The following is a 26,482-nucleotide window of genomic DNA, read 5'->3' as shown; positions in this document are numbered from 1 at the left end:
GTGTTGGTCTCGACACGGATTCGTTCGTTCCTCACGAATCCGGCTCGACCAGCCGAGGCGAGGTCAGGTGGTGGTGGCGAGGACCAGGGGGTGGACGGTGGCGGCGCCGGCATCGAGGAGGGCGCGGGCGGCGAGGGTGACGGTCCAGCCGGTCGCGATGCGGTCGTCGATGAGGAGTACGTCGGTGCCTGGTGGGACCTCGGCGTGGAGCGAGAAGCGGCGGCCGATGGCAGCGACGCGCTGGGCGGAGTTGGAGGCGCCCTGGCCGGGGCCGACCTCGGGGTCGACGATGGCCCACGAGCCGAGGACCGGGACGCGGAGATAGCGGGAGAGGCCTTCCGCGAAGTCGCGGGTGAGGGTGGGGCGGGTTGCGGACTCGACGTAGACGATGCCACCGACCCGGGGCCGCCAGTCGCCCAGGACCTCGACGACCGCCTTCACCAGCGGCACCGGGACCGGGCCGTCCTGCGCGGGTTCGCGGAAGAGGTCGCGCAGGGCCTGGCCGTAGCCGAGGTCGGTCAGCCGCGCGACCGCGCGCCCCTCGAGCGGACCGTCCTTGATCTTGCCCTTGAGCGAGATGCCGAGCCGGTCGAGGCCGGTGGGCCACATCTTCTTCGGCTCCACGACCACACCCGGACGCGACAGCCGCGCCGAGGCCTCCTCGACCGCACCCTCGGAGACCGACGACGTCACCGCGAAGCCGCCGCAGTTGTCGCACCGGCCGCAGTCGACGGCGCCAGGATCGTCGAGCTGCTCGCGCAGGAACCGCATCCGGCACTGGTCGGTCGAGATGTAGGCGAGCATGGCGTCCTGCTCCCGGCGCCGGGCCTCGGCGACCCGCGCATACCGCTCCGCGTCGTAGTCCCACGGGACTCCGGTCGCCTCCCAGCCGCCGCCGACCCGGCGGGCGGCGCCGTCGACGTCGAGCACCTTGAGCATCTGCTCGAGCCGGGATCGCGACAGGTCGACGTAGGTCTCCAGCGCCTGTGTCGACAACGCCCGCCCCGCCTCCGACAGGACACCGAGGGTCTGGCGCACCTGCTCCTCACGCGGGAAGGCGAGCGATGCGAAGTAGGCCCAGATGTCGCGGTCCTCGATGCCGGGGAGCAGCACCACGGAGGCGTCCGAGGTGCCGCGGCCGGCGCGGCCGACCTGCTGGTAGTAGGAGACCGGCGAGGAGGGCGCGCCCATGTTGACCACGAACCCGAGCGTCGCGTCGAAGCCCATCCCGAGCGCCGAGGTCGCCACCAGGGCCTTGACCTTCCCGGCGGCCAGCGACTCCTCCAGATCGGCCCGCTCGGCCGCCTCCGTACGCCCCGAGTAGGCGGCCACATCATGGCCCCGGGAACGCAGATAGTCGGCGATCTCCTCGGTCGCGGCCACCGTCAGGCAGTAGACGATGCCCGATCCGGGCTGCTCGGAGAGGTGGTCGGAGAGCCAGGCGAGCCGCTGCTCGGGGGTCTTCAGCGTCACCACCCCGAGCCGCAGCGACTCCCGGTCCAGCGATCCCCGGAGCACGAGAACCCCCGAACCCATCTGCTCGGCGACGTCCGCGGTCACCCGGGAGTTGGCGGTGGCGGTCGTCGCGAGCACCGGGATCCCGTCGGGAAGATCGGCCAGCAGCGTACGGATCCGGCGGTAGTCGGGCCGGAAGTCATGCCCCCAGTCGGAGATGCAGTGGGCCTCGTCGACGACCAGAAGGCCACACTCGGCAGCCAGCCGGGGCAGCACCGCGTCGCGGAACTTCGGGTTGTTGAGCCGCTCGGGAGAGACCAGCAGGACATCCACCTCGCCGGCGTGGATGGCCGCCTCGATCGAGACCCAGTCCTCGGGGTTGGTCGAGTTGATCGTCACCGCCCGGATCCCGGCCCGCTGCGCCGCCGCGATCTGGTTGCGCATCAGCGCGAGCAGCGGCGAGACGATCACGGTCGGCCCGAGGCCGGCCTCACGGAGCAGCAGCGTCGCCACGAAGTAGACCGCCGACTTCCCCCAGCCGGTCTTCTGCACGACCAGCGCCCGGCGACGCTCGACGGCGAGCGCCGAGATCGCCGACCACTGGTCCTCGCGCAGCGTCGCGTCATCGCGTCCCACGAGGGCACGCAGATGCGCCTCGGCACGGGCACGTACGTCGGTCGCCGGATCAGTCATGACCACAGGTCTATCAGGGACCACCCACAGAACTGCCCAGCGCCAATCGAGGCCAGTCGGCGAGATCAGCCAGCATCTGCCGGTCATGCGTGGCCACGACCACGGCGGCCGGCGTCGACCGCAGCGCCATCGTGAGCTCGTCGACCAACCCGGCCGAGAGATGGTTGGTCGGCTCGTCCAGGATCACCAGCTGCGGGAGCGAGGCGAGCCGCAACGCCAGCTCGAGCCGCCGCTGCTGTCCCTGGGACAACCGCGAAGCAGGCGTACGCCGCGCCTCAGCGTCCACGAGCCCGGTCGACCGCAAGGACGGGATCGCCCGCTCCGGCACCACCCCGGCGGCGGCCAGGCGGCCGCAGTGCTGCGCATAGATCTCGGCCGCGGTCAGACCCAGAGCCCACTCCGGCTCCTCCTGTCCCACCAGCGCCACCCGAGTCCCCGACGAGGTCCACACCGACCCGGCGGAAGGCGCGAGCAACCCGCCCAGCACCTGCAGCAACGTCGACTTCCCGGCACCGTTCGGCCCGGTGACCAGCAGCCGGTCACCGGCATCGATCTCGAGCGAGACCGGCCCGGCCAGGCGGCCCGGAACAGCGACCTCCGCACACCTCAGCAGCGTGCCCGCACCCGCCGAGAGCGCGGGGAAACCCAGCGACATCGGCGGCTCCGGCACGGAGACGCGGTGCGCCTCGAGCGCCGCGAGGTCACGGTTGAACGACCGCACCAGGCCGGGCGCCCGGGTCTGTCGCTGATGCTTCCCGGTGCCCTTCGGCGGCCGCCAGCCGGTGCTCAGCCGGTCCCGCGCCGCCGAGACCGAGTCCTGCAGCCGCCGGTGCTCCTCCTGCTGGGCCGTGTAGTCCTGCTCCCAGCGCTCGCGGTCGCGGCGCCGGCCGTCCTGCCAGCCCTGGTAGCCACCGGCGTACGTCCTGGGCCGGCCGTCCTCGCTCGGGTCCAGGTCGAGGAACTCCTCACCGACCGCACGCAGCAGCGCGCGGTCGTGAGAGACGAGTACGACGCCCCCGGCATGTGCCCGGACCCGCTCGGTCAGGAACGCCAGCCCCGACGCGTCGAGGTGGTTGGTCGGCTCATCGAGCACGAGGAGGTCATGGTGTGCGCCGAGCAGACAGGCGAGCCGCACCCGGTAGCGCTGGCCGACCGACAGCGTCGCCAGCTCCCGCCCGTGATCGGTGCAGGCGCCGAGCGCCTCGAGAGCGATCTGCACCCGGCGGTCGGCGTCCCAGGCATCCAGCATGGTCGCGCGCTCGAGCGCGGCGGCGTACGTCCCGGACGTGTCCGCCGGGTCCTCGGACAGCGCCGCGGCAGCCTCGTCGAGAGCCCGGAGCGCGGCGTGGGACTCTGCCAGCGCGGCGGAGGTGAGGGTGCCGACGGTGTCCCCAGGACGTACGTTCAGGGCTTGCTGCGCCAGACCGAGGCTGCCGTGCCGCTGGACACGGCCGGCGTCGGGGACGAGCAGTCCGGCGAGGACGTGGAGCAGCGTGGTCTTGCCCCGGCCGTTCTCGCCGACGATGACCAACCGGGACCGGTTGGCGGCGGAGACGGTCAGGGAGACGTCACGCAGGACGGGGCGCCCGCCCCGGGTGACCGAGATGTCCTCGGCGCGCAGGTGGGCATGGTGGGTCTGTACAGACACGACAGTGAACTTCCAGCTCGCATACGAGAGCCGGGAGCGCGATGGCAGCTACCCGGCAGATGGCCGGACAGCGGCGGGAGTATGCCTCGGAGCGCCGCCGTCAGGCGACGGGGCGCAGGCGCATGTAGGCGATACCGGAGTACATGCCTCCAGGGTAGACAACGACGCCCCGTCCACGCGAACCGTTATTCACCCAGGGCGCACATGACAACGCCGAGCCGGCGCTGTTGGTCCTCCCCCACGGGGACCCGCAGAACCGGCCCGGCATCTCCAGTATGCGTCCAATCGCCGCACCGACATAACCACACGCCCGAATTCGTACTTTAGTTACCAAAAGCGGACGACGACGCCCTCTCTTGAAGGGAGGACGCCGTCGGAACCGCTTCTGGAGAGAGCGCGATCAGGTCAGCTCACGGAGACCGCGGTCCACGTCGCCTCGACGGCCGCGACCTCGGGGCTGGAGGCACCGTAGAGGTCCGAGGCCGCCTTCACCGTCGCGTCGCGTGCACCGGCGTAGTCGGTGGTCGAGGTGAAGTAGGTCGAGTTGGCGCGGAACCAGATCTGCTCCGCCTTGTCGCGACCGATCCCGGCGATGGTCGAGCCGTCACAGGTCGTGCTCGAGTGCTCGACCCCACCGATCGTCTTCGAACCCGAGCCCTCGGAGAGCAGGTAGAAGAAGTGGTTGCCGACACCGCTGGAGTAGTGGACGTCGAGGTCACCGGTCGAGGAGGACCAGCAGTTGACCGAGTTGCCGTCGAAGGACGGGTTGTCCATCCGGCGCAGCGGGTCGCCGCCGTCGAGGATGAAGGACTCACCGATCAGGTAGTCGCCCTGGTCCTCGGCGTTGTCGGCGTAGAACTCGACCGCCGTGCCAAAGATGTCCGAAGTGGACTCGTTGAGGCCACCGGACTCACCGGAGTACTCCAGGCCCGAGGTGTGCTCGGTGACACCGTGGGTCATCTCGTGGCCCGCGACGTCCAGCGAGACCAGCGGTCCGTAGCCGACACCGTCACCGTCGCCGTACGTCATCTTCTCGCCGTCCCAGAAGGCGTTGACGTAGCCGTTGCCGTAGTGGACCCGGTTGTAGGAGCCCGAGCCGTCGCCGAAGATGCCGTCACGGGCGTGGACGTTCTTGAAGTAGTCCCAGGTGACGTTGGTGCCGTACTGCGCATCGGCCGCCGCGGTCGCCCGGTCGGCGTTGGAGCCGGTGCCGAAGGTCGTGGTCGGACTCGTGACCACGGTCCCGGCAGCGCATCCGAACCCGAGGAGCTGGCACAGCAGGCTGTCCTCGGCGTTGTTCATGTCGGTCGTGTAGGTGCCGCCACGGGTCTCGTCACGCAGCTCGTACTTCGAGCCGTTCTGCTTCACCTGCAGCGGGACGGTCCCGGAGTAGAGGGTGTTGCCCTCGCCGTCGATGGTGTGGATGCCCTCCACCCGACGCAGCACCTTGCCGGTGGCCGCGTCGACGTAGGTCGCGAGGCGAGAGGGGGTACCGTCGGCCTGCTTGCCCTTGGTGGTCACCCGCCACGCCAGCGTCGGGGTGCCCTCGACCGCGTCGACGACGAGCTCGGGCGCGTACTTCTTGTCGGCCTGGAGGTCGGTGATCGTCTTGGTGACGGCGTCCAGGGTCAGCGCGGTCTTGGTGGCCGCAGGCCCGGTGACGGCCGGCTTCACCGAGAGGTCGAGCACCTTGGTCAGCCCCTGGGAGACAGAGGTCAGGGTGCCGGCCTTGCTCTGGTGGGCGACCAGGTCGCCGCCGACGACCTCGAGGCCCTCGTACGTCCGGTTCATCCGAACGTGGGTGGCACCGTTGGCGTCCTTCAGGGTGACCACGGGCTCGAGCTCCTGGCCCGAACCGACCTTCGAGGTCGACGGCTTGCTCGTCAGTGCGCTGATGGCCTTGTCCGCGATCGACTCGTCGTCGATGACCTTCTGGGCGGCCAGGGTCTCAGGCGTGATGGTGGAGGCAGAGCCGGCAGGGGTGGCGCCGGCCGGACTTCCGAAGGAGGCGATGAAGGCAGTTCCTGCAACAGCGGCAGCGGTTGCCGCTCCCGCTACTCGAGCAATACGCATCGTGGGGGTTCTCCTCGATTGTGGGGACCAGGATGGATGGAATCCTTGCACCAGAATCGATACCGAGAAGAAACAACTTCCTGCAATGCGGATTTATGAAGCCGCCTCCCCGCGTAACTCCTTTACGTTGTTATCGAATATTAACCAATACCCCCACCTGCACAGGTCACCAGATCCGTACGCGCTCCTCCGGATCGAGCCACAGCCCGTCGCCCGGGGCGGTGCCGAAGACCTCGTGGAACTCCTCCAGGTTCCGCGCGATGTTGGCACGGAACTCCGGCGGGCTGTGCGGGTCGATGGTCAGGTACTGCTGCGCCTGCTCCTTGCGGCGCACCGTACGCCACACGTAGGCCCAATTGAGGAAGAGCCGCTGCCGGTCGCCGACCCCGGCGGCACCGTCGGTGGCGAGCATGTAGGCGGTGTGCGCGATCGTCAGGCCGCCGAGGTCGCCGATGTTCTCGCCGACGGTCAGCGCACCGTTGACGAACTCACCCGGGAGATCCCGCGGCGACAGCGCTGAGTACTGCTCGATGAGCGCCTTGGTCTTCACCTCGAAGGCCGCCTTGTCCTCCGGCGACCACCAGTCCTGCATGTTGCCGTCGCCGTCGAACTGGGCACCCTGGTCGTCGAAGCCGTGGCCGACCTCGTGGCCGATCACCGCGCCGATGCCGCCGTAGTTCTCCGCCGGGTGGGCGTCCTTGTCGAAGAACGGGCGCTGCAGGATGCCGGCCGGGAAGCAGATCTCGTTGGTGCCGGGGTTGTAGTAGGCGTTGACCGTCTGCGGCAGCATGAACCACTCGTCGCGGTCCACCGGGCCGCCGAGCTTGCCGAGCTGCCGGTCGGTCTCGAAGATCGAGGCCGCCGAGACGTTGCCGATCAGGTCGTCCTTGGCGATGGTCAGTCCGGAGTAGTCACGCCACTTGTTCGGGTAGCCGATCTTCGGCGTGAACTTGTCGAGCTTCTCGTAGGCCTTCTCCTTGGTCTCCTCGCCCATCCAGTCGAGCTCGGAGATCGACTTGCGGTAGGCCTCCAGGAGGTTGCGGACCAGCTCGTCCATCTGCGCCTTCGCCTCGGGCGGGAAGTGGCGCGCGGCGTACTCCTTGCCGACCGCCTCACCGATCGCACCCTCGACCAGCGCGACCCCGCGCTTCCAGCGCTCGCGCAGCTCAGGGGTGCCGTTGAGGGTGCGCCCGTAGAAGTCGAAGTTGGTCTCGACGAAGTCGTCGGTCAGGTAGGGCGCGGCCCAGCGCAGCACGTGGAAGTAGAGCCACAGCTTCCAGTCGTCGATGTCGACCTCGCCGAGCACCGTCGAGAGGTGGGCGAAGAACGACGGCTGCCGCACGACCACCTCACCGAGCACCTCCTCGGTGGTCAGCTTCGAACCGGAGAGATTGCGGACGTACGCGTCCCAGTTGAAGTTGGGGGCCAGCTCGCGCAGCTCGGCGAGGGTCAGCAGGTTGTAGGTCTTCTGCTTGTCGCGGGTCTCCTCGCGCGCCCAGTGGCCCTCGGCCAGGCGGGTGTCGATCCGGATGATCGTCTCGGCGGCCGCACGCGGGTCGGGGTGCTCGGCGAGCGTGTAGAGCCGCTCGAGGTAGTCGGTGTACTTCCCCAGCACCTCGGCGAACTTCTCGTCGAAGTAGTAGTCCTTGTCGGGCAGCCCGAGGCCGCCCTGGAGCAGGTTGAAGATGTAGCGGTCGGACTGCTTGTCGTCGTTGTCGACGTAGGAACCGAACAGCCCGTGCCCGCCGATCCGCTCGACCTCGCCCAAGAACGCCGCCAGATCGTCCGCGTCGCGGAGCCCGTCCACGGCAGCCCTCAGACCGTCAAGAGGACGTACGCCGCGTGCGGCCACCCCCTCCTCATCCATGAAGCTCGCGAAGAGGTCGCCGATCTTCTGGGCGTCGCTGCCCGGCTCGCCACCGGAGGCCGCCAGCTCCTCGATGATCGCGCGTACGTCCTTCTCGGCCTGGTCGGCCAGCATCACGAACGGCCCCCAGCTGGACCGGTCGGAGGGAATCTCGACCTCCCGGAGCCAGGTGCCGTTGACGAACCCGAACAGGTCGTCCTGCGGCCGAATGCTGTCGTCCATGCCCGGACGGGCGTCATCAAGGATCGTCACGCGCCCAGCCTAGATGTGAGGTCCCAAGCAGGTCAGCAACAACCCCACAGATATGGGGAAGTTGCACCACATTGGCCACGTTCGGACGCGAGATCCCCGCACGTGCGCGGATCTCGCCTCGGCTGGGTCAGGACCAGCCCGGGAAGTGGGCGCGCCAGGCGTCGGAGAGCGTCGCCGGTACGCCGGGCTCACCGCGCAGGCGCAGGACTCGGTGGATCCGTTGGAGGGTCGCCCCGGGCGACTTGTAGATGTCTTTCGCGACGAAGACCAGGATGCGCCACTGATCGTCGTCGATCCCCTCCCGCCGCTCGAGATCGGCCTCCCACTGTTCGATGCGCTCGACGTGCTGGCGGCCGTCGTACTCGAGGATCGTCTTCGAACGACGGTAGGAGAGGTCGTACTTTCGGCGCTCGACCTCGTCGCCGACCAGCAGGTTGACCTCGGGCTCAGGGAGGCCGGCGAGGACGATCAGCAACCGAAGGCGGGTCTCCATCGGAGAGTCCACCCCGTTGCGTACGTAGCCGGCGGCCGTCCGCGCCCGCGCAGCACCCGGGCCGGAGGCGTCGGCACAGAACTTCCTCAGCGTCTCGAGGTCGACGAGCCCCTTGCGCACCATGTGGTCACCGACGATCACCAGATCGACCAGGTTCAGCTGCGTGGCGAGCTCGACGAAGACCTGTTGCGGCGAGGAGACCCGGACACCACGCACCTCGTTGACCCAGCCCCTCGCCGCAAGATGGCAGGTCACATCCCTGCGACTGCGCCGGCGGCGGCGTTCGACGACCGTGACGTGCTCACCGGGCAGCGCCGGAATCGGCAGGTCCAGGACCCGGGCCGCCGTGGCATGGCTCGCCCATGCCTTCTCGCCGAACGGCAACAGCGCGGCCTCGGCGACGAGCGCAGGCGTCACCTCGACCGATGCCGCGACATAGATGCCGTGGAGCAGGCGCCTGTAGGCGGGAGTGCGCAGATGCTTGGCACCGCCCACCGCGACCGCCGCCGAGCGATGGAACGGCCGCGCTGAGTCGAACCCTGTCTCGGAGTCCCGATCAACTGTCATGCACGCAACGGTCCGGCACGTGCCGCAACTCTGTCGCCCGCATTCCGCCCACCTGTGGATAACTGCCGCACCACCGCACGAACCGTGCAAATGCGGGGTTTTGCGCCGCCCTGGCCGCTGAGCCCTGCCACTTCCACGCACATGCGTGACAGCGGCCAGCACGACAGCGGGTCAGCCCGGTTTGACGATGCGGTTCATCTCGAAGTGCATGGGGTCGGTCCACTTCCAGTTGCCGCCCCAGGTGAAGCCCCAGCGCTCGAAGATGGAGACGACGGTGCGGTCCATCTCACCCACGGTGCCGCGCTGGTTGCCGGCGGTGTTGAGGTCGACGGCGGTGCCGAAGGCGTGGTTGGAGAGCTGGGCGGTGTTGGCGATGAAGCGGGGGTAGTAGCAGCCGGCGTACTGCTTCGGGTCGATCGTCCTGGCCAGACCGCGGTCGACGACCTCCTGCAGCGCGGCGCGCAGCTGCGGGATCATCACCTTGTTGCAGGTCACCGAGCCGAGGATCGGCACCTGGGCGGTCACGATGTGGGAGCTGACCCAGCTCGCGGCGGGGGTGATGGTGCCGTCGCCGTTGGCCCGGTAGGTGTAGTTGCCGACGGCCTCGGCGACGGTGCCGACGACGTACGCCTTCTGGGGAGCGTTGGGGTCGAGACCCGCGCGGGCGACGACGTCGAGGCGCTGGACCGAGGCGTCCGAGCCGACGACCTTCTGGATCGGGTTGACGACCCGGTTGGGGGCGATGGCGGCGGTGGAGACGATGAGCGCGTTGCCCTTCTCCATGCCCATCTCCTCGCCCCACTTGTGGTTGACGACGGCCGCGGCGAGACCCGGCGGCTGGGGAGCGTAGGCGCCGACGTGGACGGAGGCGGCGTCCTTCTTGGAGCCGAGCCTCACGAATCCGTCCTTGTCGGCCGGGAGCTCGTCCTGGCGCTCGGGGTCGATCGCCACCTCACCGCCGGCGACGCGCTGCCAGACCTCGTCGGAGTCGGCGCTCTGGAAGGGGGCGAAGTTGCGGTAGGTCGAGGGGTCGACGGCGACCACCTTCACCAGCCGTCCCTCGACGCTGACCTGGGCCATCGAGATCTGCTCGACGCCGGAGACGCCGTCGAGCGCGCGGATCTTCTTGACGTCGCCGGAGGAGAGGGTGTCCTCGGAGAGGATCAGCAGGTCGGTGGAGTGGAGCGTGCCCTCGCGCTTGCCGGGGATGTCGACGGCGTGGGAAGGGTCGGCGACGGGGCTCTCGTCCTTCACGGGCCCGCTGGCGCTGGGGCTGCTGCTCGGCGAGCCCGAGCCGGGCTTCGACGGCTCGCCCGCACAGGCTGCCAGGGTCACCACGAGGACCGCGCCGATCGCCGCGGTCGCTCTCAACGAGACCTTTCGCATCCTTTACCTCCCCGCAGGAAGGTTAGGCGAGGGCCGGTGAGCACCCAACTCACGGGTAACTCAAGCAAGGACGCGCGACAGCAGCCAGGCGATGTCGTCGGCGGTCTCGTCGGGCGACTTGGTGGGCTGCATGACGTGGCTGAGCACGACCCGCACGACCGTCTCGATGGCGACATCCGCCTGGTGGTCGCTCAGCCCGTGGTCGAACCTCTCGATGTGCTCGTGGATGATCTCGGTCGCGTAGCCGAGCAGCCCCTCGCTGTGGCTGGTCAGGAAGGGCAGCAGCTCGGTGTCGGCGCCGTGGGTCGCCGAGACCACCGCGTGCAGCAGCTTGTTGTCCTGGGCGCGGTCGAGGACGGCGTACGTCGCTTGGCGGATCGCCGGAAGGAAGTCGTCCTCCTGATCGAAGGCCGCGCTCACGACCGCGAGGAACTGCTCGAGCTCACGCAGGATCAGCGACTTCGCCAGCGCCGGCTTGGCACCGATGTCGTTGTAGACCGTCTGCCGGCTGACCCCGCACCGCTCAGCGATGCGCAACATCGTCACGCTCGCCCATCCCGTCTCGGTGGTCATCTCGACGGCAGCGTCGAGGATCCGCTGACGAGTGGTCGTCTCAGGTCTGCCGTCCTCCATGGGCGCCAAGTCTAGTGGCCGTCCGGCGCGGCCACGTGAACCAGCCCACATTGTTTTGCACTCAATACCCCCAGGGTGCAAGAATGCACTCTATGAGTGAAAGTGCAACGTTGTGAAGCGACTCGAGGGGACACCCAAGGCGATCCACCGCGCCGCGCTCGAGCTCACCGACGAGTTCGGGTACGACGGGTGGACCATGGACCATCTCGCCGACCGCGTCGGCGTCTCGCGGCGTACGTTGTTCAACCACGTCCCAGGCAAGATGGACGCCGTCCTCGGCCCCGATCACGATCCGGACCCGGCGCTGGTCGCGACGTTCGTGGAGGGCGGGCCGACGGGCGAGCTGCGCGCCGACCTGTGCGCCCTGATCCGCACGCTGCTCGAGGCCGACCACATCGACGGCGAGGAGCTCCGGCTCGTTCGGCACGTCTTCGTCCGCAACCCCCAGGTGCACGAGGCGGCACACGGGCGTTTCGAGAAGGCCACCCACCACTTCGCCGAGGTGCTCTCCGCGCGCGAGGGCAACAGCATGTCTCCGGAGATCGCCGGAGTCCTCCTCAAGCTCGTGATCGTCGTCTTCGACGCCGCGCTCGACCGCTATCTCGAGAACCCGTCGGACGGCACCGTCGCCGACCACTTCACCCGGATCTTCGACGACCTCGTCGATCTCTTCTGACCTACCTAGGGAGAACCCCTGATGGCCAAGCTGCTCTATCGACTCGGAAAGACCGCCTACCGGCGATGGCCGGTGTTCATCGCCGCCTGGCTGGTCGTGATCATCGGCATCGGCGCGGTGGCGACCACGATGTCCAAGCCCATGTCCACCACCTTCACCATGCCCGGCCTCGAGTCGGTCGAGGCCGCCGAGGAGCTGCCCGAGATCATGGGCACCGAAGGCGGTTCGGTGCTGGACGCCGCCTCGATCGAGGTGGTCGTCGCCGCTCCCGAGGGCGAGACCCTCACCACTCCCGAGAACCAGGCAGCGGTGAACGACCTCGTCACGAAGCTCGCCGCGCTCGACGACGTACCCGACCAGATCTCCTACCTCTGGACCCCGGAGATGGCCGAGGCCGCTGCCCCGGCGACCGCGAAGGCGATGTCGGCCGAGAGCGGCCAGGAGGTGACGACGCAGCAGGCGCTGCAGATGCTGCTCGGTCAGCTCCAGGCCCAGCCGACGCTGTCCGAGGACGGCCGGATCGGCCTCATCTCCACCGAGTTCGAGGACCTCGAGGCGACCGACGTGACTCCCGAGATGCAGAAGGAGGTCACCGATGTCGTCGAGACTGCGAACAAGGCTGGCGCCGAGGCCTCCGGCCTGCAGATCGAGGTGCGCGGCCAGGGCATGCAGGTCATGGAGATCGGCAGCGCCAGCTCGGAGCTGTTCGGCATCATCATCGCCCTGTTCATCCTGCTGATCACGTTCGGCTCGTTCGTGGCCGCCGGCCTCCCGATCATCACCGCGGGCGTCGGCGTCGGCATCGGCACGATGGGCATCACCGCCCTGACCGCCTTCACCGATGTCTCCTCGACCACCCCGATGCTCGCCACGATGATCGGCCTGGCGGTCGGGATCGACTACGCCCTCTTCATCCTGTCGCGCTACCGCAGCGAGCTCGACCACACCGACGACCGCGAGGAAGCGATCGGCATCGCGGTCGGCACCGCCGGCTCCGCGGTCGTCTTCGCCGGCCTGACCGTCGTCATCGCCCTCGCCGCGCTCAGCGTCGTCGGCATCCCGTTCCTGACCGCGATGGGTCTCGGCGCCGCCGTCACCGTCGTGGTCGCGGTCCTGGTCGCGCTCACCCTGCTGCCCGCGATCCTCGGCCTGTTCAAGTCGAAGGCCTTCGGCCTGACCGTACGCCGCTACAACCCGAAGCGTGAGGCCGACGGCCACATCCTCAACAACGGCGTACGTTGGGCCCGGTTCATCGGCAAGGCGCCGATCGTGTGGGTGCTGATCGCCGTCGTCGGCCTCGGTTCGCTGGCCATCCCGTTCAAGGACCTGCACCTGGGCATGCCGGGCGACGGCACCGCTCCGGCGGACAGCTCGCGCCGCCAGGCGGTCGAGCTGGTGGAAGAGGGCTTCGGCCCGGGCCGCCTCGACCCGATGATGCTCGTGGTCGACGCCCGCGACATGTCCGGCGACACGGCCGCGAAGCAGAAGGCGTACGCCGAGGTCGCCGACTGGGCCGCCTCGCTGGACGGCGTGGCCAAGGTGGTCCCGCCCTCGGGCAACGACAACGGCGCGGTCATCCTGATCGAACCGGAGACCGCCCCGGAGGACGAGGCGACCGAAGATCTGCTCGCCGAGCTGCGTGCGGGCGAGAGCGCGATCGAGGAGGCGACCGGCACCGACCTCGCGGTCACCGGCACCTCGGCGATCATGTCCGACATCTCCGAGAAGCTCAACGACGCGCTGCTGCCCTACCTCGCGATCGTGATCGGCCTGGCGTTCATCCTGCTGATGCTCGTCTTCCGCTCGATCCTGGTGCCGCTGACCGCGACGCTCGGCTTCCTGCTCTCGGTCCTGGCCACGCTCGGGGCCACGGTCGCGATCTTCCAGGAGGGCGCCTTCGGCATCTTCGAGGGCCAGCCGATCGTCAGCTTCATCCCGATCTTCCTGATCGGGTTGGTCTTCGGGCTGGCGATGGACTACCAGGTCTTCCTGGTGACCCGGATCCGCGAGGCCCACGTCCACGGCGCCTCCTACCGCGAGGCCGTGGTCGACGGGTTCCGCAACTCGGCACGCGTCGTCACCGCCGCGGCGCTGATCATGACCGCGGTGTTCTCCGGCTTCATCCTGATGGACGACCCGATCATCAAGTCGATGGGCTTCGCGCTCTCGGCGGCGGTCCTCTTCGACGCCTTCGTGGTCCGGATGCTCCTCATCCCGACCCTGATGTACCTGATGAAGGAGAAGGCCTGGTGGCTGCCGAAGTGGCTCGACCGGATCCTCCCCAACGTCGACGTCGAGGGCGAGAGCCTGGAGCGGCACTACCTCACCGACCGCTACACCGAGGAGCCGCGGGAACCCGAGCTCGCGAAGGGCTGAGCGGCGCCCGGCAGCAGACAGCCCCCGGTCTCGTACGAGGCCGGGCGCTGTTGCCGTCCGAGGACGGCTACGAGACGGAGTCCGAGGCGAGAGGCACGAAGTCGACCTTCTCGCGCACGCCACAGTCCGGGCAGCACCAGTCGTCCGGCACGTCCCCCCACGATGTGCCGGCGGCGAACCCTTCGGCCTCGTTGCCCTCCTCCACCCGGTAGTTGTAGCCGCACCCGGGACAGCGGGCGGCCAGCACCTCCTGGCCGATGACCTGCGCGACGGTGTCGTCACCGGTCTCGGCACGATCTGCGACCGGCGGCGGGTACTTCGCCAGGATCCGGTCACGCTTGCGCGGCAGGATGTTGGCCCGCGACATGTCGCCGTCGAAGTGCGCCAGCACCCTGGGGTCCATCACCCGGCGCCAGACCGGCGGCACGATCGCGAGCAGGATCATCCCGGCATAGCCGGTCGGCAGCACCGGAGACTCCTGGTAGTCACGCAGGGTCTGGTAGCGGCGTACCGGGTTCGCGTGGTGGTCGCTGTGGCGCTGCAGGTGGTAGAGCAGCACGTTGGTGGCGATGTTGTTGGAGTTCCACGAGTGGCTGGGGTCGACGCGCTCGTAGCGCCGGCCGACGGGTTGCCGCAGCATCCCGTAGTGCTCCATGTAGTTGATCACCTCGAGCAGCGAGAACCCGACGACGGCCTGGATCAGCAGGAACGGGATCACCACAGGTCCGAGCCACAAGATCAGCCCGCCCCAGAGCACGGCCGACATCAGCCAGGCGTTGAGCACGTCGTTGCCGATCCGGAACGGGTGCTGGTCGCGGCGGGGGTACCTCTTCTTCTCCAGCCTCCACGCGCTCTTCAGCGACCCCCAGACCGTGCGTGGCCAGAAGGTGTAGAAGGACTCGCCGACCTTGGCTGAGGCCGGGTCCTCGGGCGTCGCGACGCGGACGTGGTGGCCACGGTTGTGCTCGATGTAGAAGTGGCCGTAGAAGCTCTGCGCGAGCGCGACCTTGGAGAGCCAGCGCTCGACGTCCTCGCGCTTGTGGCCGAGCTCGTGGGCGGTGTTGATGCCGATGCCGCCGATGCAGCCGACCGAGATCGCCAGCCCGACCCGGTCGACCATGCTCAGCGTGTGGCCGTCGAGGGCGCCGTGGGCGGCGATGGCCATGCCGCCGAGGAAGACGGCGTACTGCAGCGGCAGGTAGGAGTAGACGATCCAGCGGTAGTACCTGTCCTTCTCCAGCGCCTCGATCATGTCGTCGGGCGGGTTGGACTGGTCGAGCCCCGCGAACAGGTCGATCGCCGGCACGACGATGAGGATGATGATCGGCCCGGTCCAGAGGAACGCGCCGATGTCGGTGAGATGCCAGCCGCCGATCGCGATGAACCCGAGGAGTGGCACCACCAGGCCCAGCAGCCACAGATATCGCTTCTTGTCGCGCCATCGTTCGGTCGAGCCGTCGGGCACGGTGCTGTTCGCGATCTCCATCGTTTGGCCCCTTTGACAAATCAAGATGATCTGTCAAGTGTCGTACGTCACGTCGGCGGTTGTAAATAGGATGGGCGTATGACGACGAGCCTGCCCTTCGGCATCGACTTCGGCGGCACGGGCATCAAGGGTGCCCCGATCGACCTCGCCACCGGCGAGTTCGCCGAGGAACGCGTACGCATCCCGACCCCTGAACACTCGACCCCGGAGGCGATCGCCGAGATCTTCGTGGACCTCCTCGCCCAGTTCCCGGACTACGACGGGAAGGTGGGCGTGACCGTCCCCGGCGTCGTACGTCACGGCGTGGTCCACTCCGCGGCCAACATCGACAAGTCCTGGATCGGCGCCGACGCCGACGCGATCTTCACCGCGGCCACCGGCCGGGACGTGCACGTGGTCAACGACGCCGACGCCGCCGGGCTGGCCGAAGTCCGCTACGGCGCCGCCAAGGGCCGCCGCGGGCTGGTCATCATGACCACGCTCGGCACCGGCATCGGCTCGGCGCTCCTCTACGACGGTGTGCTCGTGCCCAACTCCGAGCTCGGCCACCTCGAGCTCGACGGCCACGACGCCGAGACGCGCGCGTCCAACGTCGCCCGCAAGCGCGAGGAGCTCTCCTGGAAGCACTGGGCCAAGCGGCTGCGGAAGTACTACCAGCACCTGGAGATGCTCTTCTCGCCCGACCTATTCCTGGTCGGCGGAGGGGTCTCGAAGGAGGCGGCGGAGTTCCTGCCGCTGCTCGACCTGGACACCGAGATCATCCCGGCGAAACTGCTCAACACCGCGGGAGCCGTCGGGGCCGCGTTGTACGCCGAAGAGCTCGCCACCGACTGACGGCGGTCCTGACGGCGGTCCGGGCGGCTGCGCCGGCGGCATCGGCGGCGCGGACGGCATCGGTGGCCAGGCAGGTCGAGAATCCCACGGAGCCCCCGCCTTCCTCGTCTTCTTCGCCTGCACGAGGAAGGCCCTGCGCTCGGCCCGCCGGCGTCGCGCCGACGGGTTCCAGAACACCCGGTAGGCCGCGTACGCCGCGCAAGCGAGCACGAGCAGCGCGACCAGTCCGACGACCAGTGCCCAGTCGGCCCGCGCGCGCACCCCGGCAGCGGTGGCCGAGGCGTCCTCGAGATAGCCGTTGTTCAGGTCGGCTCGAGCACTGGCCGCACCCACATCGAGGAACAGCACCAGCTCACCGAGCTCGGTCAGCGGGTTCTGCATCCCGTCGACATCGGCCGTCGCCTCACCGACCTCGGTGATCACCTCGGCGGTGCGGGGCAGCGTGGTGGCGAGCTCGCGATATCGGTCGTCCTCGTTGGCGCCCTCGTACGCCTCCTTCGCCGCCGCCGGCACCGGCAGGTCGGCCTTCTCGGCCGCCGCCTGGACCGCAGCGGCATCGGCGTTCGCCTCACCGATCAGGCTGACGACACCGTCCACGTCCTCGAAGGTCCACGCGGCCATGACGTCGCGGAGTCCCAGCGGCGGCAGCCACTCGCCGTTGACGCGGTCGATCTCGGCGTACGTCTTGCGGGCCTCGGCCCTGGGCTCGAGCTGCTTGGCCTCGGCGCGGGTGAGCACCCAGTTCTTCAGCGGCTTCTCCGGGGAGGCATCGGTGTCGTACCTCTGCACGATGTCGAGGAAGAGGCGCCAGTCGACCGGGCCGCTGGTGATCTCGTCATCGGCGGGGTCGTAACCGCTGCGGCCGTCGTAGACGTCGTCGACCACATGGGTCAGCTCCTCGTCGGAGAGGTCCGCCAGCATGGCCGAGACGGCTGTGTAGGCGGCCGGGTAGCCGTACGCGTCCTTCTCCTGGCTCCAACCGGCGGCATCCCAGGTCAGGAGGGGGAACGCGGCCTTGCTGCGACGCTTCACCTTGCCGTACTTCTGCCCCTTGGCGCCGACCTTCTTCGTCGCGTGCTGGGCGACGACCTCGGTCAGGCCCTCGCTCAGCCAGCGGCCCTCGACGATGTCGGGGTTGATCCAGGCGTGGGTCATCTCGTGGTAGAGGATCGCCGTGTCCAGGTCCTCGGAGACGACGATCTCGTCGGCGTCGGAGTCGAACCACGCGTAGCCGACCGCCTCCGCCGAGCCGTCCTCACGAATCGTCTCCAGCCCACCGGGCCACTCGTTGCCGGTCAGCTCCTCCAGCACCGGCATGCCCTCGGTGACCCGCTTCTCGGCGAAGTCGATCCACTCCTTGTCCTTGGGAAAGCTCTGCAGCGACAGCTTCGTGTCGCCGACCTCGATCTTCTTCTCGTCGAAGGCCTTCGGGTCGCGCGCGGAGACGCCGGCGTCGACGAAGTCGCCCTCAGAGTGCCAGGTCGTCGTCCTGCCCTTGGTGCGCTTGCTGAAGTCGCCCGAGGAGGCGGTGAACGTCATCGACTTCGGCAGCACGACGTCGACGGTCACCTGTCCGTCGTCACCGAGGCCGATCACGGGGAAGACCGCGTATCCCTCGCCGATCCGGGTGTGATTCTTCTTGGCCCGGATCGGGGCGCCCTTCAACTCGTAGGTCCAGGTGATCGTGCGCGACTTGCCGTAGTAGAGGTTGGGGAAGGACACAGTCACCACCGCGAGACCGGTGCCCTTGATCTTCTCGGTGCTCACCGGCAGGTTCGCGCCGTTGCTGCTCGCCTTGACCTTCGTCGCCCCGGCCGGGATCGGGATCGCGTGACCGGTCAGGAAGTAATAGGTCGTGGCCGTGCTCGGCTGCTGGTTGGTGACCGTGACCTCGGCCTTCACCTTGACGGTCCTGGCCTTCTCGTCGAGCACGTAGCGGGTGCGCGAGGACTCGCCGACACCGTCGTTGGGCGCCGCGACGGCTGCCGGCGCGGTCGTCACCAGGCCGGCGCCCAGCACCCCCAGCACGAACACACCTGCCACGACGCGCCGGAGTCGACCTGCTCTCTGACCGTTCTCCACCCAGGAACCTTAGACCGATGCCCCGATGGGTACGTCCTTTTTATGGCCTTCTGGGACGCCCGCCCGCGGCATCAGACCCAGGGCGTGCCCCATTTGTCAGCGAAGGCGATCTCCTCGAGCGGCCGCCGGACGCGCTCGCGCTCCTCGCGCTCGGCGTCGCGCGGGTCGACCTGCGCGGGGTCGCCGTGGAGGCCGACCGCGATGCCGGTCATCACCTTCCACCAGTCCGGTACGCCGAAGGCCGCCGCCACGGCGTCGTGGTCGAACCCGGCGAACTGATGGGAGGACAGCCCCAGGGACGCGGCCTGCACGGTCAGGTGCGCGGCCGCCTGGCCGAGGTCGTAGTGGGAGTAGTCGGACCACTTGGGACCGTTGCCGTCCGGGCCCACGCCGACCTGGGAGATCGCGACGAAGACGGCCGAGGCCCGCGGCACCCAGCCGGAGTTGCCGCGCGAGAGGTGGCTGACGAACGTCTGGTGGCCGGCCGAGCCGCGGGGCAGGACCAGGAACGACCAGGGCTGGCTGTTGCCCGCGCTCGGCGCCCACCGGGCCGCCTCGAGGAGCAGCCTGATCTCGGCGTCGGAGACCTCGTGGTCCGGGTCGAAGACGCTCACCGACCAGCGGTCGCGCAGGTGCTCGGTCAGGTCCTCGGCGCCGGCCTGGGGCGCGCGCTTCGCGGCAGTCATGCCCCTATTCTGCGATGTCTACCAACTTGGCAGACAAACGTCTCAGAGCGCCTCAGGCGAGGTAGCGGCCGGGCCGGTGGTTGAAGGCCAGGATGATGTTGAGGACGACCGCACCGAGGGCGGAGAGGAGCACCGTCACGGGCGCGACGACGAAGAGCGCGAGCAGGACGACGCTGACGTCGAGGCCCATCTGGACGTACCCGGCCCGGAGGTTGAGCCGCTCCTGCAGGAGCAGGGCGAGGACGTTGAAGCCGCCCAGCGAGGCGCCGTGGCGGAAGATCACCAGGAGTCCGAGGCCGACGAGCAGGTTGCCGGCCACGACCCCGTAGACGGTGTCGAGGCCGTCGAGCGGAAGCAGGTCGGCATGGACCCGGGTCATCGCCGAGACCGCGATGACGCAGCCCAGCGACCGCAGGGTGAACCCGACGCCCTTCTTGGAGAGCGCGAGCCCGAAGAAAGGCAGGTTGACCAGGACGAACAGCACCTCGAACGGCAGCCCGGTCCAGTAGCTCACCAGCAGGCTCAGCCGGCGGTGCCACCGGTCACCGCGCCGACCGACTGGATCAGGTAGAGACCCAGCGAGGTCACCACGATGCTGGTCACGTAGCCGAGCGCGTCCTCCAGCAGGGTGTGGGGGACGCGGATCGACTCGAGGGAATCTGCGAACGGCTCGGACACGACACTCATTCTGGGTGTCGCATCCGAGCCGAGCAGAATTCACCAGCGCGAGACTTGCATCACGTTTCCGCTGGTCAGGAAGCGTTTGACCAGATCAGGCAGGCACCCGGGCGAGGGCGCTGACGATCTCGTCGACCTTCGCCTTGGCGTCACCGAAGAGCATCTGCGAGTTGTCCCGGAAGAAGAGCGGGTTCTGCACACCGGCGTAGCCCGCGGCCATCGACCGCTTGAAGACGACCACGTTCTTGGCCTCCCAGACCCGCAGGACGGGCATGCCCGCGATCGGGCTGCTGGGGTCCTCGGCGGCGGCCGGGTTCACGGTGTCGTTGGCACCGATGACCAGGACGACGTCGGTCTCGGCCAGGTCGTCGTTGACCTCGTCCATCTCCAGGACGATGTCGTAGGGCACCTTGGCCTCGGCCAGCAGCACGTTCATGTGGCCCGGAAGACGGCCGGCGACGGGGTGGATGCCGAAACGTACGTCCACGCCCTTGTCACGCAGGATGCGGGTGAGCTCGGCGACCGGGTACTGCGCCTGGGCGACGGCCATGCCGTAACCCGGGGTGATCACGACGGAGGAGGCGCCGGCGAGGAGCTCGGCGGTGTCCTCGGCGTTGATCTCGCGGTGCTCGCCGTAGTCGACGTCACCGGACGGCCCGGCCTCGATACCGAACCCGCCGGCGATGACCGAGATGAACGAGCGGTTCATCGCCTTGCACATGATGTAGGAGAGGTACGCACCCGAGGACCCGACCAGGGCGCCGGTGACGATCAGCAGGTCATTGCCCAGGAGGAAGCCCGAGGCGGCCGCGGCCCACCCGGAGTAGCTGTTGAGCATCGAGACCACGACCGGCATGTCGCCGCCACCGATGGAGGCGACCAGGTGCCAGCCGAGCGCCAGCGCGACGACGGTGACCGCGATCAGCAGCGGGAGCGTCGGGTTGATGACGTAGACGACCGTGAGGATCACGAAGACGACCAGGGCGCCGATGTTGATCACGTTCTTGCCGGGCAGCATCAGCGGCGCCGAGGAGATGCGCGCGGAGAGCTTGAGGAAGGCGACGATCGAGCCGGTGAAGGTGACCGCGCCGATGAAGACGCCGATGAAGACCTCGGCGGAGTGGATGGCACCTCCGTCGATGTGACCGGCGGCGGCCTCGAGGTGGCCGTTCCAGCCGATCAGGACGGCGGCCAGACCGACGAAGGAGTGCAGCAGCGCGATCAGCTCGGGCATGCCGGTCATCTCGACGACCTTGGCACGCCACAGGCCGATGACCGCGCCGACGGCGACGGCGGCGACCAGGACGATCACCGCGGTGGTGGTGCCACCGTCGACGACCTGGATGACGGTGGCGACCAGTGCCAGCGTCATGCCGGCCACGCCGTAGAGCCAGCCCTGCGAGGCGGTCTCGTGCTTGGACAGCCCTGCCAGCGACAGGATGAAGAGGAGGGCGGCGACGAGGTAGGCGGCGCCGGCGATCGAGAAGATATCCATGACGTGTTTACCTCAGGCCTTCCGGAACATCGAGAGCATGCGGCGGGTCACGGCGAAGCCACCGAAGATGTTGATGCTCGCCAGCAGCGTGGCGATGCCCGCGAGCACGAGCACCACGTTGTCGGCGACCGTGAGCTGCAGCAGGGCGCCCACGACGACGATCCCGGAGATCGCGTTGGTCACCGACATCAGCGGGGTGTGCAGCGCGTGGTGCACATGGCCGATCACGTAGAACCCGATCACCACCGACAGCGTCAGCACCGTGAAGTGCCGGGTGATCTCGGCCGGAGCGACCGCGTTGAGCAGGAAGAGCGCGAGCGCACCGGTGCCGACGAGCGCGAGCTTCGCGCTGGCGGAGAGCGGCTTCTTCTCCTCCTTGGTGGCGACCTCCGCAGGAGCGGCTGCGACCGGAGCCGCGGAGACCTGGACCGGAGGGGGCGGCCAGAGGACGCCGCCGTCGTGCACGACGGTCAGGCCGCGCTGGACCTGGTCCTCGAGATCGAGGGCGAGTACGCCGTCCTTCTCGGGTGTCACCAGCTTCATCAGGTTGACCAGGTTGGTGCCGTAGAGCTGGCTGGACTGCGCGGGAAGACGCGCGGGCAGGTCGGTGTAGCCGATGATCGTGACGCCGTTGGGCGTGGTGACGACCTCGTCCTTGACGGTGCCTTCCACGTTGCCGCCCATCGCGGCCGCCATGTCGACGATGACCGAGCCGGGCTTCATGGAGGCCACGTCGGCGGCGGTGATCAGCTTCGGCGCCGGGCGGCCCGGGATCAGCGCAGTGGTGACGATGATGTCGACGTCTTCGGCCTGCTCGGAGTAGATCTCCGCGGCACGCTGGTCGTACGCCTCCGAGGTCGCCTTCGCGTAGCCGTCGGTCGACTTCTCGACCTCGACCTCCACCTTCAGGTATTCACCGCCGAGCGACTTGACCTGGTCGGCGACCTCCGGACGCGGGTCGGTGGCACGCACGATCGCGCCCAGCGAGCTCGCCGCACCGATCGCGGCCAGACCGGCCACACCGGCACCGGCCACCAGCACCTTCGCCGGCGGCACCTTGCCCGCCGCGGTCACCTGGCCGGTGAAGAAGCGGCCGAAGCGGTGAGCGGCCTCGACCACGGCGCGGTAGCCGGCGATGTTGGCCTGGCTGGAGAGGATGTCCATGGACTGCGCCCGCGAGATGCGCGGCACCGCGTCCATCGCGAAGGCGTCGACCTTGCGGCCGGCCAGGGCGTCGAGGAGCTCGCCGCTCTGGGCCGGTGCCAGCGGGGCCACCAGGGTGGCGCCGCTCTTCAGCAGCTCGACCTCGCCGACGGACGGGGCGTTGACCCGGAAGACCAGGTCGGCACCCCACGCGTCGGCGGCCGTGCCGATCCGGGCGCCGGCCTCGGCGTACGCCTCGTCCTGGAAGCTGGACGCCTCGCCGGCTCCACCCTCGATGACGACGTCATAGCCCAGACCGGTCAGTTGTTTGACGGTCGCGGGGGTGGCCGCCACCCGGGTCTCCCCGGGCTTCGTCTCTCGGGTCACTCCGATGAGCATCCTCGACTCCTTGGGTCTAGCTGCGCAGTGTCTTCAGTCTCCAGCATGGTGGGACCCCGGTCAGCCGATCAGCGCGTGACCGATTCATGACCGGCCGGGTCCGGAACCCCACCGTGCTGGTTACCGGCCGGTAACGGTAGGGCAGATCAGCCCGTGGACACCAGGGTTGTCCGGTTGTATCGGTCCAATACCTGTGGTCTTCCTCACGCCCTCACAGTCGGCCCCAGCCGAGCGCCGCGCCGTGGCCCTGCAACCACGCGACCGCCTGTCCGTCGACAGCGAGACAGAAGTGGTGGTCGGCAGAGGGAGAGGTTGCCGCCGTCGCGGCGAGCGACGGGATCACTCGCGGACCTTCCAGGCTGATCCAGTGGCAGCGGCCGGCTGCGACCAGCGTACGCAGGCGTTTCTCGAGCTCGACGCGGTCGCGTTCGTCCAGGTAGGCCACGGCGGCGCTGTGATGGACCACGGGCACACCGCCCGAGGCGGCGGCGACGTCGAGCGCATCGTCCAGCCGGTCGAGCATGTCCCCGGCGATGAGGTGGGGCGGCTGGGCCCTGGTCACCTCGATCGCGGCGGCGAGACGGTCGCGTCGCTCGTCATGACCCGGCCAGATCAGGGTGAGCAGCCAGCTCATGTCCTCCTGGTCGGTGACGTCGAGCGGGTTGAGGTCGACCCCGACCCGAGCGGTGATGCGCGGGTGTCGTGCAGGGACCGGGAGCGGCCCGACCGACGGGACCCGGAGCGTCGGGCCTCCTGATCCGCCGAGACGGCCCGCGCCGCCCCAGACATAGTCGTAGCGGTCCGGGTAGAGGCACAGACCCGCGCTGGCGCCGAGCTCCACCAGAGCGAGCGGCCCGTCCCCGAGCATGCCGAGCGCCGGGGTCAGCGCCGTCAGCCGGGCGACCTCGTTGGTCTGCGTCCGACGGGCGAGGATCGTGTCTCGTACGGCCGGCCACGCGGGTCCGAGCAACAGTGCCCGCAGGTCCTCGTACGGCCCGGGCTCCAGGCCGTGCCGGCGGGCCGCGGCGAAGACCAGGTTGGCCTGCTGCTTCAGAATGGGCAGGTCGCTCAGCACCCGGAGCACCTCCGGGTCGTCGGCGACTCCGTTCGCCCAGGCGTGGTAGCAGGGTGAGGTGGACATCTCGGCGGCGTGGTAGCGGTAGTTCTCCCGGATGTCGGTCAGGTCGTTCAGCGGCAGCATGGCGTCTCCTCCGGGAACGGGTCGGGAGCTCACCGTGCCTCCGCGGGGCAGCACCGCGCGATGTCGATCGAGTCGACGTGGCGCCGAAGCCGGTCCATGGGCGAGAGTGACGACGTGACGGAGTGGATCACGACCCGGGAGGCGGCCCAGCGCCTCGGGGTGAAGCGCACGACTCTCTACACCTATGTCAGCCGACGCCTGCTCACCCGGCGCCGCAACGGCGGCGAGAGCCTGTTCGACCGCGCCGAGATCGACGCGCTGGCCGGCACCCGTCACCACCCCGGCTCCCCGCTCGGCGTGCTGCCGATGCGTGCGGTCCGCTCGAGCGTGAGCGAGGTACGCGAAGGGGAGCTGTTCCTGCGCGGCGTGCCGCTGGCCGACCTGGCCGACGAGCCGTTCGACGAAGTGGTCGACCTCGTCCTTAACACCGCTCCCGCGGTCGCCGTCGAGGTGCCGGCACACCTGTCCGCGCTGCCGCTCAACCGCCGGCTCCCCGGGCTCGCACAGTGGGCGGGGTCCCGTGGCGAGCGGGTCGAGCCCGCCGCTGCGGCCGGCATCGCCAAGGGGCTGCTCTCCGCCGCGCCCGTCGCACTCGGCGGTCAGGCGGAGCCGGACCGGCCGCTCCCCGACGCGATCTTCGCCGCCGTCGCCGGGCGCCCCGGCAGCCCGCGGGAGGTGGGCGCGCTCAACACCGCGCTGGTCTCGCTCGTCGACCACGGCCTGGCGGCCTCGGTGGTGGCCGCCCGCGTCGCAGCGTCGGCGCGGGCCTCGGCGTACGACTGCCTCGTCGCCGGCTATGCCGCGCTCTCCGGTCGGCTGCACGGCGGCATCGGTCCGTCCGCGCTTGCGGTGCTGAGGAGCGGCGGCCCGGATGACGCGGAGCAGGGACTGACCGGCTTCGGGCACTGGCGACATCCCGAGGGCGACCCGCGAGCCGACGCGATCCTCGCGCGCCTCGCCCTGGTCGAGGGTGCTGCGCCGACCCTGGCGCGCCTGAGCGAGATCGCGGCACGGACCGAGCGCCGACCGAACATCGACGGCGCGCTCGCCGCACTCGTCCTCATCTGCGGTCTGCCCGACGACGCCGCGGAAGTGCTCTTCCAGGTGGGCCGTACGGCCGGCCTCGCTGCGCACGTCGCCGAGGAGTCCGAGGAGGATCCGCTGCGCTGGCGCGCGACGGATCCCAACACCTGACCCGCCCCGCGAAGAGTCGATTCTTGACGCCGAGGCGTCGACTTCTGACAGCGAGGCGTCAGTTTTCGGGCAGAAACTGACGTCTCGCCGTCAAGTTTCGACGTCTCGGCGTCGAAAACTGACGCGTCGGCGGGGTCAGCGTTCGCTGTCGAGCTGGGTCATGAAATGGGTCGGGTAGCGGTCGCCGCGGGCGGCGCCGACGGGGACGGCGGCGTCGATGCGGGCTAGGTCGGCGTCGTCGAGACGGACCGCGTTGGCCCCGGCCATCGACTCGACCTGGCTCACCTTCCGGGAGCCGATGACGGGGACGATGTGCTCGCCGCGGGCGGCGACCCAGGCGATCGCGAGCTGGGCGAGGGTGACGCCCTTGGACGCGGCGATCTCCTCCAGGGTGGCGAGCAGGGCGCGGTTGTGATCGAGGTTGTCGCCCTGGAAGCGCGGCATGTGCGCGAGCGAGCCGCCGAGGGCGCCGCTGCCGCCGATCAGGCCGCGGCCGAGGACGCTGTACGCGGTGATGCCGATCCCCAGCTCGCGGCAGGTGTCGAGGATGCCGTTGGTCTCGATCCCCCGGGTGAGCAGGGAGTACTCGATCTGCAGGTCGCTGATGGGGGCCACCGCGGCGGCACGACGGATCGTGTCGGCGCTGACCTCGCTCAGCCCGATGTGGCGTACATAGCCGGCAGCGACCAGCTCCTGGACCGCACCCACGGTCTCCTCGATCGGCACCTGCGGGTCCAGGCGGGCGGGGCGGTAGATGTCGATGTGGTCGGTCCCGAGCCGCTGCAGCGAGTAGGTCAGGAACGACTTCACCGCCTCGGGGCGGCCGTCGAAGCCCGCCGGCATCCCGACCGGGGTGAGCAGTGCGCCGAACTTCACCGAGAGCACCGCGTCCTCGCGGCTGCGCTCGCGCAGCGCCTTCGCGATCAGCATCTCGTTGTGGCCGGCGCCGTAGAAGTCGCCGGTGTCGATCAGGGTGCCGCCGGCGTCGAGGTAGGCGTGGATGACGCGTACACCCTCCTCGTCGCCGACCGCGCCGTAGGCGCCGGAGAGGCTCATCCCGCCGAGCGCGGGGGAGGTGACCTCAGGTCCGGTGCTGCCGAGCCGGCGCTTCTGGAACTGTGTCTGGGCTGTCTGTGAGTTCGTCATGCCTCCACCGTGCAGGCTT

Annotated in this window: 19 protein-coding genes; 4 read left to right on the top strand and 15 right to left on the bottom strand. The window is 69.3% G+C overall.

Annotated elements, in window-relative coordinates:
* Positions 1–63 precede the first annotated feature (63 nt).
* The 7 genes from ABZ796_RS01235 to ABZ796_RS01205 all read right to left on the bottom strand — a co-directional run bounded on the left by ABZ796_RS01235 (position 64) and on the right by ABZ796_RS01205 (position 11,067).
* The gene (locus tag ABZ796_RS01235; RefSeq protein WP_357333916.1) at positions 64–2,148 is read right to left on the bottom strand and encodes a DEAD/DEAH box helicase; all 2,085 of its coding nucleotides are present in this window, start codon (positions 2,146–2,148) and stop codon (positions 64–66) included.
* A 13-nt stretch (positions 2,149–2,161) separates the two neighbouring features.
* Positions 2,162–3,796 (bottom strand): ABC-F family ATP-binding cassette domain-containing protein, encoded by a 1,635-nt coding sequence (locus ABZ796_RS01230; RefSeq protein WP_357333914.1) that lies wholly within the window; start codon positions 3,794–3,796, stop codon positions 2,162–2,164.
* Between the two features lie 405 nt (positions 3,797–4,201).
* Entirely contained in the window at positions 4,202–5,869 is a 1,668-nt protein-coding gene (locus ABZ796_RS01225; RefSeq protein ID WP_357333912.1) for a M4 family metallopeptidase, read from the bottom strand.
* Between the two features lie 166 nt (positions 5,870–6,035).
* Positions 6,036–7,988, bottom strand: coding sequence for a M13-type metalloendopeptidase (locus ABZ796_RS01220; RefSeq protein WP_357333910.1), 1,953 nt, complete (start codon positions 7,986–7,988; stop codon positions 6,036–6,038).
* A gap of 127 nt (positions 7,989–8,115) precedes the next feature.
* Positions 8,116–9,048 carry a DUF559 domain-containing protein gene (locus ABZ796_RS01215; protein WP_357333909.1) on the bottom strand — a complete coding sequence of 311 codons (933 nt, stop codon included), beginning with the start codon at positions 9,046–9,048 and terminating at the stop codon, positions 8,116–8,118.
* A 171-nt stretch (positions 9,049–9,219) separates the two neighbouring features.
* A complete protein-coding gene (locus tag ABZ796_RS01210; protein WP_357333907.1) occupies positions 9,220–10,419 on the bottom strand; it encodes a M15 family metallopeptidase in 1,200 nt (399 codons plus the stop codon).
* Between the two features lie 75 nt (positions 10,420–10,494).
* Complete coding sequence (locus ABZ796_RS01205) at positions 10,495–11,067, bottom strand: TetR family transcriptional regulator (protein ID WP_357333905.1); 573 nt, start codon at positions 11,065–11,067, stop codon at positions 10,495–10,497.
* 112 nt (positions 11,068–11,179) lie between these two features.
* Between ABZ796_RS01205 and ABZ796_RS01200 the strand changes: the two genes are divergently transcribed.
* Both ABZ796_RS01200 and ABZ796_RS01195 read left to right on the top strand, forming a co-directional pair.
* Positions 11,180–11,743, top strand: coding sequence for a TetR/AcrR family transcriptional regulator (locus ABZ796_RS01200; RefSeq protein ID WP_357333903.1), 564 nt, complete (start codon positions 11,180–11,182; stop codon positions 11,741–11,743).
* A 21-nt stretch (positions 11,744–11,764) separates the two neighbouring features.
* Positions 11,765–14,119 (top strand): MMPL family transporter, encoded by a 2,355-nt coding sequence (locus tag ABZ796_RS01195; protein WP_357333901.1) that lies wholly within the window; start codon positions 11,765–11,767, stop codon positions 14,117–14,119.
* A gap of 67 nt (positions 14,120–14,186) precedes the next feature.
* Here the strand turns inward: ABZ796_RS01195 and ABZ796_RS01190 are convergent, their stop codons facing one another.
* Positions 14,187–15,605, bottom strand: a complete 1,419-nt coding sequence (locus ABZ796_RS01190; protein ID WP_357333899.1) for a fatty acid desaturase — start codon at positions 15,603–15,605, stop codon at positions 14,187–14,189.
* Positions 15,606–15,683: 78 nt separating this feature from the next.
* Between ABZ796_RS01190 and ppgK the strand changes: the two genes are divergently transcribed.
* Positions 15,684–16,439 (top strand): polyphosphate--glucose phosphotransferase, encoded by a 756-nt coding sequence (ppgK, locus tag ABZ796_RS01185; RefSeq protein ID WP_357333897.1) that lies wholly within the window; start codon positions 15,684–15,686, stop codon positions 16,437–16,439.
* A 2,153-nt stretch (positions 16,440–18,592) separates the two neighbouring features.
* Here ppgK and ABZ796_RS01180 read toward each other — a convergent pair.
* The 6 genes from ABZ796_RS01180 to ABZ796_RS01155 form a co-directional block, all read right to left on the bottom strand.
* Positions 18,593–19,207, bottom strand: coding sequence for a nitroreductase family protein (locus ABZ796_RS01180; protein ID WP_357333895.1), 615 nt, complete (start codon positions 19,205–19,207; stop codon positions 18,593–18,595).
* Positions 19,208–19,259: 52 nt separating this feature from the next.
* Positions 19,260–19,721, bottom strand: coding sequence for a YitT family protein (locus ABZ796_RS01175; RefSeq protein ID WP_357333894.1), 462 nt, complete (start codon positions 19,719–19,721; stop codon positions 19,260–19,262).
* A gap of 8 nt (positions 19,722–19,729) precedes the next feature.
* Complete coding sequence (locus ABZ796_RS01170; RefSeq protein WP_357333892.1) at positions 19,730–19,885, bottom strand: hypothetical protein; 156 nt, start codon at positions 19,883–19,885, stop codon at positions 19,730–19,732.
* 94 nt (positions 19,886–19,979) lie between these two features.
* Positions 19,980–21,380 (bottom strand): Re/Si-specific NAD(P)(+) transhydrogenase subunit beta, encoded by a 1,401-nt coding sequence (gene pntB / locus ABZ796_RS01165; protein WP_357333890.1) that lies wholly within the window; start codon positions 21,378–21,380, stop codon positions 19,980–19,982.
* A gap of 12 nt (positions 21,381–21,392) precedes the next feature.
* Positions 21,393–22,922, bottom strand: a complete 1,530-nt coding sequence (locus ABZ796_RS01160; protein WP_357333888.1) for a Re/Si-specific NAD(P)(+) transhydrogenase subunit alpha — start codon at positions 22,920–22,922, stop codon at positions 21,393–21,395.
* Between the two features lie 211 nt (positions 22,923–23,133).
* On the bottom strand, positions 23,134–24,123 hold the full coding sequence (locus ABZ796_RS01155; protein ID WP_357333886.1) for a DUF2332 domain-containing protein: 990 nt from the start codon (positions 24,121–24,123) through the stop codon (positions 23,134–23,136).
* 114 nt (positions 24,124–24,237) lie between these two features.
* Between ABZ796_RS01155 and ABZ796_RS01150 the strand changes: the two genes are divergently transcribed.
* Positions 24,238–25,317: a citrate synthase gene (locus tag ABZ796_RS01150; RefSeq protein WP_357333884.1), complete on the top strand. Its 1,080-nt coding sequence runs from the start codon at positions 24,238–24,240 to the stop codon at positions 25,315–25,317.
* A 135-nt stretch (positions 25,318–25,452) separates the two neighbouring features.
* On the opposite strand, the gene ABZ796_RS01145 is transcribed toward ABZ796_RS01150, so the two are convergent.
* On the bottom strand, positions 25,453–26,463 hold the full coding sequence (locus ABZ796_RS01145; protein WP_357333883.1) for an aldo/keto reductase: 1,011 nt from the start codon (positions 26,461–26,463) through the stop codon (positions 25,453–25,455).
* Positions 26,464–26,482: the final 19 nt, after the last annotated feature.

It is taken from the genome of Nocardioides sp. NPDC047086, from assembly GCF_040643685.1.
GTDB lineage: Bacteria > Actinomycetota > Actinomycetes > Propionibacteriales > Nocardioidaceae > Nocardioides.
Note: the sequence above shows the minus strand (reverse complement) of the source record. Positions and strands in the feature narration are given on the sequence as shown.

Excerpts from the sequence above, each read along its gene's own strand:
- ABZ796_RS01235 (WP_357333916.1), bottom strand. The coding sequence starts at position 2,148 with ATGACTGATCCGGCGACCGACGTACGTGCCCGTGCCGAGGCGCATCTG.
- ABZ796_RS01225 (WP_357333912.1), bottom strand. The coding sequence starts at position 5,869 with ATGCGTATTGCTCGAGTAGCGGGAGCGGCAACCGCTGCCGCTGTTGCA.
- ABZ796_RS01215 (WP_357333909.1), bottom strand. The coding sequence starts at position 9,048 with ATGACAGTTGATCGGGACTCCGAGACAGGGTTCGACTCAGCGCGGCCG.
- ABZ796_RS01205 (WP_357333905.1), bottom strand. The coding sequence starts at position 11,067 with ATGGAGGACGGCAGACCTGAGACGACCACTCGTCAGCGGATCCTCGAC.
- ABZ796_RS01195 (WP_357333901.1), top strand. The coding sequence starts at position 11,765 with ATGGCCAAGCTGCTCTATCGACTCGGAAAGACCGCCTACCGGCGATGG.
- ABZ796_RS01190 (WP_357333899.1), bottom strand. The coding sequence starts at position 15,605 with ATGGAGATCGCGAACAGCACCGTGCCCGACGGCTCGACCGAACGATGG.
- ppgK (WP_357333897.1), top strand. The coding sequence starts at position 15,684 with ATGACGACGAGCCTGCCCTTCGGCATCGACTTCGGCGGCACGGGCATC.
- ABZ796_RS01180 (WP_357333895.1), bottom strand. The coding sequence starts at position 19,207 with ATGACTGCCGCGAAGCGCGCGCCCCAGGCCGGCGCCGAGGACCTGACC.
- pntB (WP_357333890.1), bottom strand. The coding sequence starts at position 21,380 with ATGGATATCTTCTCGATCGCCGGCGCCGCCTACCTCGTCGCCGCCCTC.
- ABZ796_RS01160 (WP_357333888.1), bottom strand. The coding sequence starts at position 22,922 with ATGCTCATCGGAGTGACCCGAGAGACGAAGCCCGGGGAGACCCGGGTG.
- ABZ796_RS01155 (WP_357333886.1), bottom strand. The coding sequence starts at position 24,123 with ATGCTGCCGCTGAACGACCTGACCGACATCCGGGAGAACTACCGCTAC.
- ABZ796_RS01145 (WP_357333883.1), bottom strand. The coding sequence starts at position 26,463 with ATGACGAACTCACAGACAGCCCAGACACAGTTCCAGAAGCGCCGGCTC.